This is a genomic window from Enterobacter sp. R-1.6.2, from assembly GCF_035064085.1.
In the GTDB taxonomy this organism is placed as follows: Bacteria; Pseudomonadota; Gammaproteobacteria; order Enterobacterales; family Enterobacteriaceae; genus Enterobacter; species Enterobacter asburiae_B.
Window position 1 is genome coordinate 16602 of sequence record NZ_JASEYI010000012.1, and the last position, 18393, is coordinate 34994.

Sequence of the window (18393 nt, forward strand, 5' to 3'; positions counted from 1 at the left end):
GTAAAAAAACCCGCCTCGGCGGGTTTTTTATTGTCGGGTGGCGCTGAGCTTACCCGACCTACGAGGCACATGCCCGGTAATGTTCATCACCGGGCATCAACGATTACTCGTTGTCGGAACCGCCCAGACCTGCGTTCAGCAGTTCTGCCAGGCTCGCGGATGCATCTTCAGCAGTTACCTGCGGTGCAGCTGGCAGTTCGCCCGCAGCACGACGACGCATACGATCCTGGTGGTACGCATAACCGGTACCCGCCGGGATCAGACGACCCACGATAACGTTCTCTTTCAGACCGCGCAGTTCATCACGTTTACCTGCAACAGCGGCTTCGGTCAGGACACGAGTCGTTTCCTGGAACGATGCTGCAGAGATGAAGGACTCGGTTGCCAGAGACGCTTTGGTGATACCCAGCAGATCGCGCGAGAAGGTCGCACCGATTTTGCCGTTCGCTTCCAGTTCGCGGTTAGCGATCTTGACGCGTGAGTATTCAACCTGCTCGCCTTCCAGGAACTCGGAGCTGCCTGCGTTTTCGATGGTTGCTTTACGCAGCATCTGACGAACGATAACTTCGATGTGCTTATCGTTAATCTTAACGCCCTGCAGACGGTAAACGTCCTGTACTTCGTTGGTGATGTAACGCGTTACCGCGTGGACGCCACGAAGACGCAGAATGTCGTGCGGAGCTTCTGGACCATCGGAAACCACGTCACCACGTTCTACACGTTCACCTTCGAACACGTTGAGCTGACGCCACTTAGGAATCATCTCTTCGTACGGTTCGCTGCCATCTACTGGAGTGATAACCAGACGGCGTTTCCCTTTGGTCTCTTTACCGAAGGAGATGATACCGCTGATTTCAGCCAGGATTGCAGGCTCTTTCGGACGACGTGCTTCGAACAGGTCCGCAACGCGTGGCAGACCACCGGTGATGTCCTTGGTACCGCTGGATTCCTGTGGAATACGCGCCAGAGCATCACCCGCACCGATCTGAATGCCATCTTCCAGCTGAACGATCGCTTTACCCGGCAGGAAGTACTGCGCAGGCATGTCGGTACCAGGGATCAGAACGTCGTTACCCTGAGCATCAACGATTTTCAGTGCAGGACGCAGATCTTTACCACCGGTAGTACGTTCAGCAGAATCCAGAACCACCAGAGAAGACAGACCGGTCAGCTCGTCGGTCTGACGAGTAATGGTCTGGCCGTCGATCATGTCAGTGAAGCGGATGAAACCACTTACTTCGGTGATAACCGGCATGGTGTGTGGATCCCAGTTTGCAACGGTTTCACCGCCGGCAACCTGCTCGCCATCACCTTTCGCCATAACCGCACCGTAAGGCACTTTATAGCTCTCTTTGGTACGACCGAATTCGTCGATCAGCTTCAGCTCGGTGTTACGAGAGGTCACAACCAGCTTGCCTGCGGAGTTAACAACAGACTTCGCGTTGCTGAGCTTGATGCTACCTTTGTTTTTCACCTGGATGCTGGATTCAGCAGCCGCACGAGATGCCGCACCACCGATGTGGAACGTACGCATCGTCAGCTGTGTACCCGGCTCACCGATCGACTGTGCCGCGATAACGCCGATTGCTTCACCTTTGTTGATGATGTGGCCACGCGCCAGGTCACGACCGTAGCAGTGCGCACATACACCAAAGTCGGTGTCACAGGATACAACGGAACGTACTTTCACGGAGTCAACAGAGTTCGCTTCCAGCAGGTCACACCAGTGCTCGTGCAGCAGCGTGTTGCGTGGAACCAGAATGTCTGCAGTACCCGGCTTCAGAATGTCTTCCGCGGTTACACGACCCAGAACGCGATCGCGCAGTGGCTCTTTAACATCACCACCCTCGATAACCGGGGTCATGGTGATACCTTCGAGGGTGCCACAATCGTCTTCGGTCACAACCAGATCCTGCGCAACGTCAACCAGACGACGCGTCAGATAACCGGAGTTCGCAGTTTTCAGTGCGGTATCCGCCAGACCTTTACGAGCACCGTGGGTGGAGATGAAGTACTGGAGTACGTTCAGACCTTCACGGAAGTTCGCGGTGATTGGCGTTTCGATGATGGAGCCATCTGGCTTCGCCATCAGACCACGCATACCTGCCAGCTGACGAATCTGTGCTGCGGAACCACGCGCACCGGAGTCGGCCATCATGTAGATGCTGTTGAAGGAAACCTGCTGCTCTTCTACGCCGTCACGGTTAATCACGGTTTCGGTCTGCAGGTTATCCATCATCGCTTTGGATACACGATCGTTCGCCGCTGCCCAGATATCGATAACTTTGTTATAGCGTTCGCCCGCGGTAACCAGACCAGACTGGAACTGCTCCTGGATCTCAGCAACTTCGGCTTCCGCTTCAGAGATGATCTCGTGTTTCTTCTCTGGGATGACCATGTCATCGATACCAACAGATGCACCTGAACGCGCTGCATAAGCAAAGCCGGTATACATTGTCTGGTCAGCGAAGATAACGGTCGGCTTCAGACCCAGAATGCGGTAACAGGTGTTCAGCATTTTGGAGATCGCTTTCTTGCCCAGCGCCTGGTTGACGATGGAGAAAGGCAGACCTTTCGGTACGATCATCCACAGAATGGCACGGCCAACGGTCGTGTCTTTCAGGCTGGTTTTCGCAACGAATTCGCCGTTTTCATCTTTTTCATATTCGGTGATACGCACTTTAACGCGCGCATGCAGAGAGGCCAGGCCAGCGCGATAAATACGCTCAGCTTCTTTCGGGCCAGTCAGCACCATGCCTTCGCCTTTGGCGTTAACACAGTCACGGGTCATGTAGTACAGACCCAATACAACGTCCTGAGAAGGAACGATGATAGGTTCACCGTTCGCTGGGGACAGGATGTTGTTGGTAGACATCATCAGCGCACGCGCTTCGAGCTGGGCTTCCAGCGTCAGCGGTACGTGAACAGCCATCTGGTCACCATCGAAGTCGGCGTTATAGGCCGCACAAACCAGCGGGTGCAGCTGGATAGCTTTACCTTCGATCAGGACTGGCTCAAATGCCTGGATACCCAAACGGTGCAGAGTTGGTGCACGGTTCAGCAGTACCGGGTGTTCGCGGATAACTTCGTCCAGGATATCCCAAACGACAGCTTCTTCACGCTCAACCATTTTCTTAGCGGCTTTGATGGTGGTGGCGAGTCCTCGCAACTCCAGCTTGCCGTAGATGAACGGTTTGAACAGCTCCAGTGCCATTTTCTTCGGCAGACCGCACTGATGCAGACGCAGGTATGGACCTACGGTGATTACAGAACGACCGGAGTAGTCAACACGCTTACCGAGCAGGTTCTGACGGAAACGACCCTGTTTACCTTTGATCATGTCGGCCAAAGATTTCAGAGGACGTTTGTTAGAACCGGTGATCGCACGACCGCGACGGCCGTTATCCAGCAGGGCGTCAACCGCTTCCTGCAGCATACGTTTTTCGTTGCGTACGATGATGTCCGGCGCAGCCAGATCCAGCAGACGTTTCAGACGGTTGTTACGGTTGATAACGCGACGATACAGATCGTTCAGATCGGACGTTGCGAAACGACCACCATCCAGCGGAACCAGTGGACGCAGATCTGGCGGCAGAACCGGCAGAACGGTCAGGATCATCCACTCTGGTTTGTTACCAGACTGAACGAACGCTTCCAGCAGTTTGATACGCTTGGTCAGCTTTTTACGTTTGGTTTCGGAGTTGGTTTCGTTCAGCTCTTCACGCAGCTGCTCGCACTCTTGCTCCAGATCCATGCTCTTCAGCAGGGCCTGAATAGCTTCCGCACCCATCTTCGCATCGAATTCGTCACCGAACTCTTCCAGCGCGTCCAGATACTGCTCTTCAGTCAGGATCTGATGACGTTCCAGGTTCGTCATCCCGCCTTCGATAACCACATAAGATTCGAAGTACAGAACGCGTTCGATATCGCGCAGCGGCATATCCAGCAGCAGACCGATACGGGACGGCAGAGATTTCAGGAACCAGATGTGAGCGGTCGGAGACGCCAGCTCGATGTGGCCCATGCGCTCACGACGCACTTTGGTCTGGGTCACTTCAACGCCGCACTTCTCACAGATCACACCACGGTGTTTCAGGCGCTTGTACTTACCGCACAGGCACTCGTAATCTTTTACTGGCCCGAAAATACGCGCACAGAAAAGGCCGTCACGCTCAGGTTTGAACGTACGGTAGTTGATGGTTTCCGGCTTTTTAACTTCACCGAAAGACCATGAACGGATCATGTCTGGCGAAGCCAGAGCAATTTTGATCGCATCAAACTCTTCGGTTTTAGTCTGCGCTTTCAGAAACTTTAATAAATCTTTCACGGATTTGCTCCCGTCGGAGTTAGCACAATCTGGTGCCGGGGATTAACCCGGCACCAGTGACCTGTTTGAGCGAGAATTACTCGTCTTCCAGTTCGATGTTGATACCCAGCGAACGAATCTCTTTCAACAGTACGTTGAAGGATTCTGGCATGCCCGGCTCCATCTGATGGTTGCCGTCCACGATGTTTTTATACATCTTGGTACGACCGTTCACGTCATCAGACTTAACGGTGAGCATTTCCTGCAGGGTGTATGCCGCGCCGTATGCTTCCAGCGCCCACACTTCCATCTCCCCGAAGCGCTGACCACCGAACTGTGCCTTACCACCCAGCGGCTGCTGAGTAACCAGGCTATAAGAACCGGTAGAACGAGCGTGCATCTTGTCGTCGACCAGGTGGTTCAGTTTCAGCATGTACATGTAACCTACGGTTACCGGACGCTCGAACTGTTCACCGGTACGGCCGTCAAACAGCGTAATCTGACCAGACGTTGGCAGACCACCCAGTTGCAGCAGCTCTTTAATTTCAGCTTCTTTCGCGCCATCGAAGACCGGCGTTGCGATTGGCATACCTTTTTTCAGGTTCTCAGCCAGACGCAGCACTTCTTCATCGCTGAAGGTATTCAGGTCGACTTTCTGACGCACGTCAGTACCCAGATCGTAGGCACGCTGGATGAATTCGCGCAGCTTCGCGACCTCTTCCTGCTGCTTCAGCATGGCGTTAATCTTGTCGCCAATACCTTTCGCAGCCATACCCAGGTGAGTTTCCAGGATCTGACCAATGTTCATACGAGACGGTACGCCCAGTGGGTTCAGTACGATATCTACCGGCGTACCGTTAGCATCGTGCGGCATATCTTCGATCGGGTTGATCTTAGAGATAACACCCTTGTTACCGTGACGACCTGCCATCTTATCACCAGGCTGGATCTGACGTTTAACAGCCAGATACACCTTAACAATCTTCAGCACGCCTGGTGCCAGATCGTCGCCCTGAGTGATTTTGCGGCGTTTCGCTTCGAGTTTTTTCTCGAACTCGTGTTTCAGTTCGTCATACTGCTCAGCCAGCTGTTCCAGCTGATTTTGTTTCTCTTCGTCGGTCAGGCCCAGTTCCAGCCAGCGATCGCGTGGCAGTTTGTCGAGCTTCTCAGCTTCAACGCCACCGGCAACCAGCACAGCATAGATACGGCTGAACAGACCCGCTTCGAGGATCTGCAGTTCTTCAGACAGGTCTTTCTTAGCCTGTTTGAGCTGCATCTCTTCGATTTCCAGCGCACGCTTATCTTTCTCAACGCCGTCACGGGTGAAGACCTGAACGTCGATAACCGTACCGGAAACACCGTTTGGTACGCGCAGAGAAGAGTCTTTAACGTCAGACGCTTTCTCACCGAAGATTGCACGCAGCAGTTTCTCTTCTGGCGTCAGCTGGGTTTCACCTTTCGGCGTAACCTTACCAACCAGAATGTCGCCGCCGGTCACTTCCGCACCGATGTAAACGATACCGGATTCATCCAGTTTGGAGAGCGCAGCTTCACCCACGTTAGGGATGTCAGCGGTGATCTCTTCTGGCCCCAGCTTGGTGTCACGAGACACACATGCCAGTTCCTGAATGTGGATGGTGGTGAAACGATCTTCCTGAACCACACGCTCGGAGACGAGGATGGAGTCTTCGAAGTTGTAACCGTTCCACGGCATGAACGCTACGCGCATGTTCTGACCGAGCGCCAGTTCACCGAGGTCGGTGGACGGACCGTCTGCCAGCACGTCGCCGCGCTCAACTGGCTCACCCAGAGATACGCAAGGCATCTGGTTGATACAGGTGTTCTGGTTAGAACGGGTGTATTTGGTCAGGTTATAAATGTCGATACCAGCTTCGCCCGGATACATCTCGTCTTCGTTAACTTTGATAACGATACGGGATGCATCGACGTACTGAACAGTACCGCCACGTTTAGCAACTGCAGTAACACCGGAGTCAACGGCAACAGCACGTTCCATACCGGTACCAACCAGCGGCTTATCAGCGCGCAGAGTTGGAACGGCCTGACGTTGCATGTTCGCACCCATCAATGCACGGTTGGCGTCATCGTGTTCCAGGAACGGGATCAGGGACGCACCGACGGATACCACCTGCTGGGTGGATACGTCCATGTAGTCAACCTGGTCGCGACTGAACAAGCTGGATTCGCCTTTGCTACGGCAGGTAACCAGATCTTCTACAAAGTGGCCTTCGTCATCCAGGTTGGAGTTCGCCTGAGCGATAACGTAGTTGCCTTCTTCGATAGCAGACAGGTAGTGAATTTCGTCGGTTACAACACCGTCAGTCACTTTACGGTACGGGGTCTCGAGGAAACCGTATTCGTTAGTCTGTGCGTACACGGACAGGGAGTTGATCAGACCGATGTTTGGACCTTCAGGCGTTTCGATTGGACATACGCGACCGTAGTGCGTCGGGTGTACGTCTCGAACTTCAAAGCCTGCGCGTTCACGGGTCAGACCGCCTGGGCCGAGTGCAGAGATACGACGTTTGTGCGTAATCTCAGACAGCGGGTTGTTCTGGTCCATGAACTGAGACAGCTGGCTGGAACCGAAGAACTCTTTCACTGCTGCAGAAATCGGCTTGGCGTTGATCATATCCTGAGGCATCAGGGTATCCAGATCGCCCAGAGACAGACGCTCTTTCACCGCACGCTCTACACGTACCAGGCCAACGCGGAATTGGTTTTCCGCCATTTCGCCTACGGAACGGATACGACGGTTGCCGAGGTGGTCGATATCGTCCACTTCGCCTTTACCGTTACGGATATCGATGAGCTTCTTCATCACTTCGATGATGTCGTCTTTGCTCAGGATACCGGAACCTTCGATTTCGTCGCGCAGCAGAGAACGGTTGAACTTCATACGACCAACCGCGGACAGATCGTAGCGGTCTTCGGAGAAGAACAGGTTCTCGAACAGGCTTTCCGCCGCTTCGCGAGTTGGTGGCTCACCAGGACGCATCATGCGGTAGATTTCTACCAGCGCGCTCAGACGATCGGTGGTTGGGTCGACGCGAATAGTTTCAGAAATATACGCGCCGTGGTCCAGATCGTTGGTGAACAGCGTTTCGATACGTTTGTGACCAGACTGGCTCAGCTTAGCCAGCAGATCCAGGCTCAGCTCCATGTTCGCTGGGCAGATCAGCTCACCCGTTGACTCATCAACGTAATCTTTCGCGGCTACTTTTCCTGCAATGTACTCAACCGGAACTTCGATGAGTTTGATATCATCTTTTTCCAGCTGGCGGATGTGGCGCGCGGTGATACGGCGACCTTTTTCCACATACACTTTGCCGTCGGCTTCGATGTCGAACGACGCGGTCTCGCCACGCAGACGTTCCGGCACCAGCTCCATCTGCAGCTTGTTGTCGCGGATTTCAAAGATCACTTTCTCAAAGAACAGGTCCAGGATCTGTTCAGTGGTGTATTGCAGCGCACGCAGAATGATGGTTGCAGGCAGCTTACGACGACGGTCGATACGGACAAACAGGTTGTCTTTCGGATCGAACTCGAAGTCCAGCCATGAACCACGGTAAGGAATGATGCGTGCGTTATACAGTACTTTACCGGAAGAGTGTGTTTTACCTTTATCGCTGTCGAAGAAGACGCCCGGGCTACGGTGCAGCTGGGAAACGATAACACGCTCAGTACCGTTGATAACGAAAGTACCGTTGTCTGTCATGAGTGGAATTTCACCCATGTAGACTTCTTGTTCTTTAATGTCTTTTACGGTGCCTTCCGGCGCTTCGCGCTCGTAGATCACCAGACGCAGTTTTACGCGCAGCGGTGCGGAATAGGTCACGCCACGGATCTGACATTCCTGAACGTCAAACACCGGTTCGCCAAGGCGGTAGCTGACGTACTGCAGCTCGGAGTTACCGCTGTAGCTCTGAATCGGGAACACGGAGCGGAAGGCTGCTTCCAGACCGTACTGCCCTTCAGGATCTTGCTCGATAAACTTCTGGAACGAGTCAAGCTGGATAGAAAGGAGATATGGAATGTCCAGAACTTGTGGACGTTTACCAAAATCCTTACGAATACGTTTTTTCTCGGTATAGGAGTAAACCATAGGGTTCCTCAGCTCGCTGACAAGTCGACCCATCTGTCCGACGAAGGGACAGTTTGTGCAACACCATTTTGTGGACCGGAAAATTGAATACTTTCCGCAATACCTGTTGCTATCACGCTTAAATCATTTCGTCGCGATTTACACAGAGCGAGCACCCTGTCGCAATATATTAAGTCGTCGATAGAAACATGCATTGTCAGGACAATCAGCAGTCAAACAGTGTGAAATGCTACTGATGCCTTACAGCGCAAAAAGGCTGGTGACTAAAAAGTCACCAGCCATCAGCCTAATTACTCAGGCTGCAACCAGAAAAGTTGGCTTATTTAACTTCAACTTCAGCGCCAGCTTCTTCCAGAGATTTTTTCAGTGCTTCTGCGTCGTCTTTGCTCACGCCTTCTTTCAGCGCAGCTGGAGCAGATTCTACCAGGTCTTTAGCTTCTTTCAGACCCAGGCCAGTTGCGCCACGTACTGCTTTGATAACAGCAACTTTGTTAGCGCCAGCAGCTTTCAGAATTACGTCGAATTCAGTTTTTTCTTCAGCAGCTTCAGCCGGGCCCGCAGCTACAGCTACAGCAGCAGCAGCAGAAACACCGAATTTTTCTTCCATTGCAGAAATCAGTTCTACAACGTCCATTACGGACATAGCTGCAACTGCTTCAATGATTTGATCTTTAGTGATAGACATTTAAATTGTTCCTGAAAATCAGAATAAGTTTATACGTAAGCAAATGCTTTATAAAGATAACTGCGATTAAGCAGCTTCTTTCGCATCGCGAACAGCAGCCAGAGTGCGAACCAGTTTGCCAGCCGAAGCTTCTTTCATGGTTGCCATCAGGCGTGCAATTGCTTCTTCGTAGGTCGGCAGGGTTGCCAGGCGATCGATTTGCGATGCCGGGATCAACTCACCTTCAAAGGCTGCAGCTTTGACCTCAAATTTTGCATTCGCTTTCGCGAACTCTTTGAACAGACGAGCAGCAGCGCCCGGGTGTTCCATAGAGTATGCAATCAGGGTCGGACCAACAAACGTGTCTTTCAGGCACTCGAACTGAGTACCTTCAACTACGCGACGCAGCAGGGTGTTACGAACAACACGCATGTATACGCCAGCTTCACGACCTGCTTTACGCAGTTCAGTCATTTTGTCTACAGTAACGCCACGGGAATCCGCAACTACTGCAGACAGCGCGCCTTTGGCTACTTCGCTGACTTCAGCAACAATCGCTTGTTTGTCTTGAAGATTTAAAGCCATTAGCTTTGCTCCTGGATGTTTGCCGGAACTCATGTTCCGGAACTCACTTCACTCTCCCAAACGGAAAGAGCGTCTTAATACGGTGAGCAGAAACAAGCCAGAGTATCCAAAAATAATCTTAGCGTTCTGTCACCGTCTACGCAGGGGATTAAGTCTCTTGCGAAACACCTGCGGTCTTCGACGGAGGCCTGGATTAGGCCAGGCTCCAACGAACAAATCTTTTAGCCGCTAACTTTCGTTAGCAAACGTGGGGGTAAGATTGTAGACAAAATCACCGCCCACGTAAAGGCATTAGTTTGCAGCAGCGCTCAGGCCAGCCTGGTCAACTGCAACACCTGCACCCATGGTGGTGGAGATGCTAACTTTCTTGATGTACACGCCTTTCGCCTGAGTTGGTTTTGCTTTTTTCAGCGCAACCAGCAGAGCTTCCAGGTTTTCTTTCAGTTTGTCAGCGTCAAAGTCCACTTTACCGATGGTGGTGTGGATGATGCCGTTTTTGTCGTTACGATAACGAACCTGACCTGCTTTAGCGTTCTTAACCGCTTCAGCAACGTTAGGTGTTACAGTACCGACTTTCGGGTTAGGCATCAGGCCGCGTGGACCCAGAACCTGGCCCAGCTGGCCAACAACGCGCATTGCATCTGGAGAAGCAATAACAACGTCAAAGTTCATTTCGCCTTTCTTGATCTGATCAGCCAGATCTTCCATACCTACCAGTTCAGCGCCGGCAGCTTTAGCAGCTTCAGCGTTTGCACCCTGAGCAAATACAGCTACGCGAACGGAACGGCCAGTACCGTGTGGCAGTACAGTTGCGCCACGAACGTTCTGATCGGATTTACGCGCGTCGATGCCGAGGTTAACGGCAACGTCAACGCTTTCAACGAACTTAGCAGTTGCCAGTTCTTTCAGCAGAGCGATAGCTTCGTTGATGTCGTACTGTTTGGTCGCATCAACTTTGTCACGGATCACGGACATGCGCTTGGTCAGTTTAGCCATTTCTTAGTCCTCCACTACCAGGCCCATGGAACGTGCAGTACCTTCGATTGAGCGAGTCATCGCTTCAATGTCGGCACCAGTCATGTCGGCAGCTTTGGTCTGCGCGATTTCCTGCAGCTGAGCGCGGGAAATTTTACCCACTTTGTCTTTGTTCGGTTTACCGGAACCAGACTTGATACCAGCCGCTTTCTTCAGCAGAACAGCTGCTGGAGGGGTTTTGGTAACGAAAGTGAAAGAACGGTCAGCGTAAACAGTGATTACGACTGGGATTGGCAGACCTTTTTCCAGGGATTCGGTTTTGGCGTTGAACGCTTTACAGAATTCCATGATGTTCACACCCTGCTGACCCAGAGCTGGACCAACTGGTGGACTTGGGTTCGCCATACCAGCTGCAACCTGCAGCTTGACGTAGGCTTGTACTTTCTTAGCCATTGTAAAATCCTCTGATTGGGTGATAGCGCCTCAGGGAGGCTCCCCGTGAATAAAATTCGTTTTACGGGCCGGGCCCATAAAAACAAAAGGCGCGAAATTGTATTCCAATCTCGCGCCTTGTGCAACGATTAAATCGCCGCTTTTTTGATCGCTGCTTAGGCTTTTTCGACCTGCGCAAAGTCCAGTTCTACCGGGGTCGCACGACCGAAGATAGAAACGGAAACTTTCAGGCGGGACTTCTCGTAGTCCACTTCTTCAACCACACCGTTAAAGTCAGCAAACGGACCGTCGCTAACACGAACCATTTCACCCGGTTCAAACAGCGTTTTCGGACGCGGCTTATCACCCACCTGCTGCAGGCGGTTCATAATCGCATCAACTTCTTTGTCGCTGATTGGCGCCGGACGGTCAGACGTGCCGCCGATAAAGCCCATCACGCGCGGTACGCTGCGCACCAGGTGCCAGCTCGCGTCGTTCATCACCATCTGAACCAGCACGTAACCCGGGAAGAATTTACGCTCGCTTTTGCGACGTTGGCCGCCACGGATCTCAACCACTTCTTCGGTCGGAACCATAACTTCGCCAAATAACTCTTCCATGTTGTGTAATTTGATATGCTCACGCAGCGACGTTGCTACGCGGCCTTCAAAACCGGAAAACGCCTGAACGACGTACCAACGCTTTTTAGGGGCTTCAGACATCTTAGAACCTCAGGCCAGTAATAAAGGAAACCAGGCGAACCAGAATACCATCCAGTCCCCACAGGATCAGTGACATTACCGCAGTCACTGCAGCCACGATCAGCGTGGTGTGCAATGTTTCCTGGCGAGTCGGCCAAATGACCTTGCGGACTTCGGTACGTGCTTCGCGAGCGAAAGCAACGGTTGCTTTACCCTTAGTCGTCAACAGCGCGACACCGCCCGCTGCAGCAATCAGAATCACCACTGCCAGCGCGCGGAGCGGCAGCATCATGTCACGATAAAGATAGTTGCCAACGATTGCCACAATCAGCAGCACGGCAACAGCGACCCACTTCATCGCTTCCAGGCCGCGCCCGCTCCCTTGAGCTTCGGTATTCGCACTCATAAACCAACCTGTCAGAAGAATTCTACAAATAATTTCACCCCGCGATTGCGAGGCGAGCCAAATCGAAACGCTAATCCCTTTATGGATTATACGCTCTCTGCAGAGCCTGTCTCAGCAATGATTATGACAAAAATAATCACTGATGAGCCAGGTTCTGATGTGAAAGCGTGCAAAAAGGGCATCAAATGATGCCCTTTTCATGCGCATTGCGTCAAATGTTATCAGCGATTAGCCGAGAACTTTAGCAACAACGCCCGCGCCAACGGTACGGCCGCCTTCACGGATTGCGAAACGCAGACCGTCGTCCATCGCGATTGGGTGGATCAGAGTCACAACCATCTTGATGTTGTCGCCTGGCATTACCATCTCAACGCCTTCTGGCAGTTCGATGGTACCGGTCACGTCAGTTGTACGGAAGTAGAACTGTGGACGGTAGCCTTTGAAGAACGGAGTATGACGGCCGCCTTCGTCTTTGGACAGAATGTATACTTCAGATTCGAACTTGGTGTGTGGCTTGATTGAGCCTGGCTTCGCCAGAACCTGACCACGTTCGATTTCTTCACGTTTGATACCACGCAGCAGAACACCAACGTTCTCACCAGCACGGCCTTCGTCCAGCAGTTTGCGGAACATTTCAACGCCAGTACAGGTAGACTTCGCAGTCTCTTTGATACCAACGATTTCAACTTCTTCACCAACTTTGATGATACCGCGCTCTACACGACCGGTAACAACGGTACCACGACCGGAGATGGAGAATACGTCTTCGATTGGCAGCAGGAATGGCTTGTCAATCGCACGCTCTGGTTCTGGGATGTAAGAATCCAGGAAGCCAGCCAGTTCGATGATTTTCGCTTCCCACTCTGCGTCGCCTTCCAGCGCTTTCAGAGCAGAACCACGAACGATTGGGGTATCGTCGCCCGGGAAATCGTACTGAGACAGCAGTTCACGAACTTCCATCTCTACCAGTTCCAGCAGCTCTTCGTCATCAACCATGTCGCATTTGTTCAGGAACACGATGATGAAAGGAACGCCTACCTGACGACCCAGCAGGATGTGCTCACGAGTCTGAGGCATTGGGCCATCAGTCGCAGCAACAACCAGGATCGCGCCGTCCATCTGCGCAGCACCGGTGATCATGTTTTTAACATAGTCGGCGTGGCCTGGGCAGTCTACGTGTGCGTAGTGGCGAGTCGGGGTGTCGTACTCAACGTGAGAGGTGTTGATGGTGATACCACGAGCTTTTTCTTCTGGTGCGTTATCGATCTGGTCGAATGCACGAGCAGAACCACCGTAGGTTTTTGCCAGAACGGTAGTGATTGCAGCGGTCAGCGTTGTTTTACCATGGTCAACGTGGCCGATAGTACCGACGTTAACGTGCGGTTTTGTACGTTCAAACTTTTCTTTAGACATCGATTGTCCCTCTAAGACACGGATAAATCGGTGATATCACCACATCAACCAGGCGAAATGCCTGAATTGTTGAATACAGTAAAATTGAAACAGAGAGAAACGGGAAGGAGAAGTGAAGTGGTGCTGATACCCAGAGTCGAACTGGGGACCTCACCCTTACCAAGGGTGCGCTCTACCAACTGAGCCATATCAGCACGTATTGGAGCGGGCAGCGGGAATCGAACCCGCATCATCAGCTTGGAAGGCTGAGGTAATAGCCATTATACGATGCCCGCATCCTGAAACTCGGCTACCCAGTTCTTTCTGTAACAAAAAAAGAGATTTCTCTCTTTTTCAGTTTGAGCTGGCTAATTTTTCCAACCAGCTCCGGCGGCATTTACGCTGCCAGAAAGTGGTGGTGGGGGAAGGATTCGAACCTTCGAAGTCTGTGACGGCAGATTTACAGTCTGCTCCCTTTGGCCGCTCGGGAACCCCACCGGACTTGATGGTGCCGACTACCGGAATCGAACTGGTGACCTACTGATTACAAGTCAGTTGCTCTACCTACTGAGCTAAGTCGGCATCAAGTAGCGCGCATTCTATGGATACCTGCGCGGTCATGCAACTAAAAATTTGCATAAAACGTTCTTTCGCTCACATTTTATGCGAACAGCGTATCGGACGCTGTAAAAGTAGTCATTTGAGGTCAAATATTCAACATATCATCGTGATTTGCACCGTATTCACCGTAGCGTGACGGCTTCCGCGTAACGCAGCGCTTTCCATCTTTTTTCTTATTATTCCCGTCATCTGGTGTTAACCTCCTGCCCATTGTCCAAAATTAACTGTGTGATGAGCCACGATCCGGCAGTGTGATGCTGGCTCACTGAAGCATGCTTATGAGCAAAAAAGAGCAAACGTTAATGACGCCTTATCTTCACTTTAACCGCAGCCAGTGGGCTGCCCTGCGTGATTCCGTCCCTATGACGCTGACGGAAGGTGAAATCGCACGGTTAAAAGGGATAAACGAAGATCTGTCCCTGGAAGAGGTGGCAGAAATTTATCTCCCCCTCTCTCGCTTGCTTAACTTCTATATCAGCTCGAACCTGCGTCGTCAGGCCGTGCTGGAGCAGTTTCTCGGGACGAACGGTCAACGCATTCCTTATATCATTAGTATCGCAGGCAGCGTGGCCGTGGGTAAAAGTACCACCGCGCGCGTCCTGCAGGCGCTGTTAAGCCGCTGGCCGGAACACCGCAGCGTGGAGCTGATCACCACCGACGGCTTCCTGCACCCGAACGAGGTGTTAAAAGAACGTGGGCTAATGAAGAAGAAAGGTTTCCCGCTTTCTTATGATATGCACCGTCTGGTGAAATTTGTCTCTGACCTGAAATCCGGCGTGCCGCACGTGACTGCGCCAGTCTATTCGCACCTGATCTACGATCGCATCCCGGGTGGGGATAAAACCGTGGTCCAGCCGGACATCCTGATTCTGGAAGGTCTGAACGTGCTGCAAAGCGGGATGGACTATCCTCACGACCCGCATCACGTATTCGTCTCGGATTTCGTCGATTTCTCTATTTATGTCGATGCGCCGGAAGACCTGCTGCAAAACTGGTACATCAACCGCTTCCTGAAGTTCCGCGAGGGGGCGTTCACTGACCCGGATTCCTATTTCCACCACTATGCTCAGCTTTCTGAAGAGGAAGCGATCGGCGTGGCGACGGGGCTGTGGAATGAGATCAACTACGTGAACCTCAAAGAGAACATCCTGCCGACGCGCGAGCGCGCGAGCCTGATCCTCACCAAGAGCGAAAAGCACGCCGTCGACCAGATTCGCCTGCGGAAATAATCAAGCAGACATAAAAAAACCGGCTTATCGCCGGTTTTTTTCGTTATGCCTGTGGCTTCTCGCCATTTTCATCCTGATCGACCGCGAAGCAGGCAACCAGCTGGCCGCCATAATCCTTCAGCTGCGGCTGGAGCTGGGTACATGGGCCAAAGCGGCGACTGCAGCGGGCGTTGAATGCACATCCCGGAGGCGGATTCAGCGGGCTTGGCAGTTCCCCCGTCAGCTTAATACGCTCACGACGATCGTCCGGGTTCAGACGCGGCGTCGCAGACAGCAGCGCCTGGGTATACGGGTGACGAGGGTTATTAAAGATCTGGTCTTTGGTCCCCTTCTCCACGCAGCGCCCCAGGTACATCACCATCACTTCATCGGCAATATGCTCAACCACCGACAGGTCGTGGGAGATGAACACGTAAGAGAGCCCCAGCTCCTGCTGGAGATCCATCATCAGGTTCAGCACCTGCGCACGCACGGATACGTCGAGCGCGGAGACCGGCTCATCGGCAATCACCACGTCCGGATCGAGCATTAGCCCGCGGGCGATAGCGATACGCTGACGCTGGCCCCCGGAGAACATGTGCGGATAGCGATCGTAATGCTCGGTTTTGAGGCCGACCTTCGCCATCATCGCCAGCGCTTTTTCACGGCGCTGCTCTTTGCTCAGATTACTGTTGATCAGCAGCGGCTCTTCCAGAATCTGCCCCACTTTTTTACGCGGGTTCAAAGAACCATACGGGTTCTGGAACACAATCTGGATTTTCTGGCGACGCAGCTTCTGCGCCTGCGGATCGTGCTTGAGCAGATCCTGCCCCTGATAATAGAGCTCGCCGCCGGTCGGCACTTCAATCATCGTCAGCAGACGGCCCAGCGTGGATTTGCCGCAGCCTGACTCCCCCACCACCGCCAGCGTTTTACCGCGTTCGAGGTTAAAGGAGACGCCGTCCAGCGCTTTCACCAGGCGTTCAGGGGCAAACAGCCCCTTCTTCACCGGGTAGTATTTTTTCAGGTCGATGGCCTGCAACAGCGGTTGTTGCGTGGTGGCCTGTTGCGTACTCATAGTGTTGGCCTCCCGGCATCATCGAGTGGGTAGTGGCATTTCGACTGACGGCCGTCAGCAAGCTGGTTCAGCTCAGGCTCTTCTGCCCGGCATTTGTCCGTTGCATACGGGCAGCGCGGATTGAGCAGACAGCCCTGCGGACGGTCATATTTACCCGGTACCACACCCGGCAGCGACGCCAGACGCGCTTTGTCCTGAGCAAACTCCGGCAGCGCGCGTAAAAGCGCCTGGGTATACGGATGACGCGGCGCGCGGAAAATATCGTGTGAATTTCCGGTTTCGACCACCTGGCCGGCATACATTACGATGATTTTGTGCGCGGCTTCGGCCACCAGCGCCAAATCGTGCGTAATCAGCACCAGCGCCATATTCTCTTTCTGCTGCAGCTCCAGCAGCAGTTCGATGATTTGCGCCTGGATGGTCACATCCAGCGCCGTCGTCGGTTCATCCGCAATCAGCAGTTTTGGTCGACAGGCAATCGCCATCGCGATCATCACGCGCTGGCTCATCCCACCGGAGAGCTGGTGCGGGTAAACGTCCAGACGTGATGCCGGGTCAGGAATACCCACCTGGTTCAGCAGGTCGATCGCGCGCTGACGACGGGTTTTCTTATTCCCGCCCTGATGCACCTTAATCGCTTCCATAATCTGGAAACCAACGGTGTAGCAAGGATTCAGGCTGGTCATGGGATCCTGGAAAATCATCGCCACTTCGGCGCCCACCAGCTGGCGGCGCTGTTTTTCAGAAATGCGCTTCAGATCCTGACCGTTGAACTGCAGGTTTTCCGCCATCACGCGGCCCGGGTAATCAATCAGCCCCATGATCGCCAGTGAGCTCACTGACTTACCGGAACCGGACTCCCCGACAATGCCAACCACTTCGCCCTGATTTACGCTGTAGCTGATGCGGTCCACGGCGCGAAACGGGGTGCCTTCGTCGCCGAAGTGCACCGATAATTTATCTACATTTAATAACGCCATCTCGTGCCTCTTACTGCTTCAGTTTGGGATCAAGCGCATCACGCAGGCCATCACCCATCAGGTTAAATGCCAGCACCGTCAGCAGAATTGCCAGACCCGGGAAGGTGACAACCCACCAGGCGCTTTGTGCGAACTGCAACACGTCGGAGAGCATGGTGCCCCACTCCGGTGTTGGCGGCTGTGCACCCATGCCCAGGAAGCCAAGAGCGGCCATATCAAGAATGGCGTTAGAGAAACCGAGCGACGCCTGAACAATCAGCGGCGCCAGGCAGTTAGGGAAGATATTCACGAACATCTGGCGCATCGCACCGGCACCCGCCACGCGAGAGGCGGTGACGTAATCGCGGTTCACTTCCACCAGCACCGCCGCACGGGTTAAACGCACGTAGTGAGGGAGCGCCACGAAGGTCAACGCCAGCGCGGCATTGCCTATCGACGGGCCGAAGATTGCCACCAGCACCAGCGCCAGCAGCAGGCTTGGCAGCGCCAGCATGATGTCGACGATACGCATGATGATGTTATCAACGATGCCGCCGAAGTAACCGGCAACCAGGCCGAGTACAACGCCCATGATCAGCGACAGCACAACAACGAGACAGCCGACCAGCAGCGACAGGCGCGCACCGTACATCAGACGCGACAGCACGTCGCGACCCACGTCATCGGTACCCAGCAGGTGCGTCAGGCTACCGCCATCCTGCCACGCAGGCGGCGCGAGCAGCGCATCGCGGAACTGGTCCGCCGGGTTATACGGTGCGAGGAAGTTCGCAAACACCGCAATCAGGATCATGATTACGACATACACCAGCCCTACCACCGCGCCTTTATTGCGCTTGAAGTAGTGCCAGAATTCCTGCAGCGGCGTCATAGGAACCGGTGCAGCGACCACTTTATTTTGAGTGACTTGTGACATGATGGT

The 18393-nt window shown here is 53.3% G+C and carries 13 protein-coding genes and 4 tRNA genes; 1 reads left to right on the plus strand and 16 read right to left on the minus strand.

Annotation, left to right across the window (positions count from 1 at the left end; translation table 11 throughout):
- Positions 1 to 103: 103 nt before the first annotated feature.
- The 13 genes from rpoC to QMN93_RS14200 all read right to left on the minus strand — a co-directional run bounded on the left by rpoC (position 104) and on the right by QMN93_RS14200 (position 14169).
- The gene (gene rpoC / locus QMN93_RS14140; RefSeq protein ID WP_023309968.1) at positions 104 to 4327 is read right to left on the minus strand and encodes a DNA-directed RNA polymerase subunit beta'; all 4224 of its coding nucleotides are present in this window, start codon (positions 4325 to 4327) and stop codon (positions 104 to 106) included.
- A 76-nt stretch (positions 4328 to 4403) separates the two neighbouring features.
- Positions 4404 to 8432 (minus strand): DNA-directed RNA polymerase subunit beta, encoded by a 4029-nt coding sequence (rpoB, locus tag QMN93_RS14145; protein ID WP_023334099.1) that lies wholly within the window; start codon positions 8430 to 8432, stop codon positions 4404 to 4406.
- A gap of 319 nt (positions 8433 to 8751) precedes the next feature.
- The gene (rplL, locus tag QMN93_RS14150) at positions 8752 to 9117 is read right to left on the minus strand and encodes a 50S ribosomal protein L7/L12 (RefSeq protein ID WP_006176746.1); all 366 of its coding nucleotides are present in this window, start codon (positions 9115 to 9117) and stop codon (positions 8752 to 8754) included.
- A 66-nt stretch (positions 9118 to 9183) separates the two neighbouring features.
- Complete coding sequence (gene rplJ, locus QMN93_RS14155) at positions 9184 to 9681, minus strand: 50S ribosomal protein L10 (protein WP_001207203.1); 498 nt, start codon at positions 9679 to 9681, stop codon at positions 9184 to 9186.
- A gap of 291 nt (positions 9682 to 9972) precedes the next feature.
- Positions 9973 to 10677 carry a 50S ribosomal protein L1 gene (gene rplA / locus QMN93_RS14160; RefSeq protein ID WP_006810530.1) on the minus strand — a complete coding sequence of 235 codons (705 nt, stop codon included), beginning with the start codon at positions 10675 to 10677 and terminating at the stop codon, positions 9973 to 9975.
- 3 nt (positions 10678 to 10680) lie between these two features.
- Entirely contained in the window at positions 10681 to 11109 is a 429-nt protein-coding gene (gene rplK, locus QMN93_RS14165; RefSeq protein ID WP_008503452.1) for a 50S ribosomal protein L11, read from the minus strand.
- A 155-nt stretch (positions 11110 to 11264) separates the two neighbouring features.
- Entirely contained in the window at positions 11265 to 11810 is a 546-nt protein-coding gene (gene nusG, locus QMN93_RS14170; protein ID WP_002438628.1) for a transcription termination/antitermination protein NusG, read from the minus strand.
- Between the two features lies 1 nt (position 11811).
- Positions 11812 to 12195: a preprotein translocase subunit SecE gene (gene secE / locus QMN93_RS14175; protein WP_014068449.1), complete on the minus strand. Its 384-nt coding sequence runs from the start codon at positions 12193 to 12195 to the stop codon at positions 11812 to 11814.
- Positions 12196 to 12423: 228 nt separating this feature from the next.
- Entirely contained in the window at positions 12424 to 13608 is a 1185-nt protein-coding gene (gene tuf, locus QMN93_RS14180) for an elongation factor Tu (protein WP_023309456.1), read from the minus strand.
- A gap of 118 nt (positions 13609 to 13726) precedes the next feature.
- Positions 13727 to 13802, minus strand: a tRNA-Thr gene (locus tag QMN93_RS14185).
- Between the two features lie 6 nt (positions 13803 to 13808).
- Positions 13809 to 13883 (minus strand) — tRNA-Gly (locus QMN93_RS14190).
- A 117-nt stretch (positions 13884 to 14000) separates the two neighbouring features.
- Positions 14001 to 14085, minus strand: a tRNA-Tyr gene (locus QMN93_RS14195).
- 8 nt (positions 14086 to 14093) lie between these two features.
- Positions 14094 to 14169: transfer RNA gene (locus QMN93_RS14200), tRNA-Thr, on the minus strand.
- Between the two features lie 317 nt (positions 14170 to 14486).
- Between QMN93_RS14200 and coaA the strand changes: the two genes are divergently transcribed.
- Positions 14487 to 15437: a type I pantothenate kinase gene (coaA, locus tag QMN93_RS14205; protein WP_032668002.1), complete on the plus strand. Its 951-nt coding sequence runs from the start codon at positions 14487 to 14489 to the stop codon at positions 15435 to 15437.
- A 43-nt stretch (positions 15438 to 15480) separates the two neighbouring features.
- Here the strand turns inward: coaA and dppF are convergent, their stop codons facing one another.
- From dppF to dppC, 3 genes are read right to left on the minus strand one after another with little or no spacing between them, the layout of a single operon-like run.
- Entirely contained in the window at positions 15481 to 16494 is a 1014-nt protein-coding gene (gene dppF / locus QMN93_RS14210; RefSeq protein ID WP_023309965.1) for a dipeptide ABC transporter ATP-binding subunit DppF, read from the minus strand.
- The gene (dppD, locus tag QMN93_RS14215) at positions 16491 to 17474 is read right to left on the minus strand and encodes a dipeptide ABC transporter ATP-binding protein (RefSeq protein WP_008502772.1); all 984 of its coding nucleotides are present in this window, start codon (positions 17472 to 17474) and stop codon (positions 16491 to 16493) included. Before dppD ends, dppF begins: the two co-directional genes overlap by 4 nt.
- Before the next feature lie 10 nt (positions 17475 to 17484).
- Entirely contained in the window at positions 17485 to 18387 is a 903-nt protein-coding gene (dppC, locus tag QMN93_RS14220) for a dipeptide ABC transporter permease DppC (protein WP_029742039.1), read from the minus strand.
- Positions 18388 to 18393: the final 6 nt, after the last annotated feature.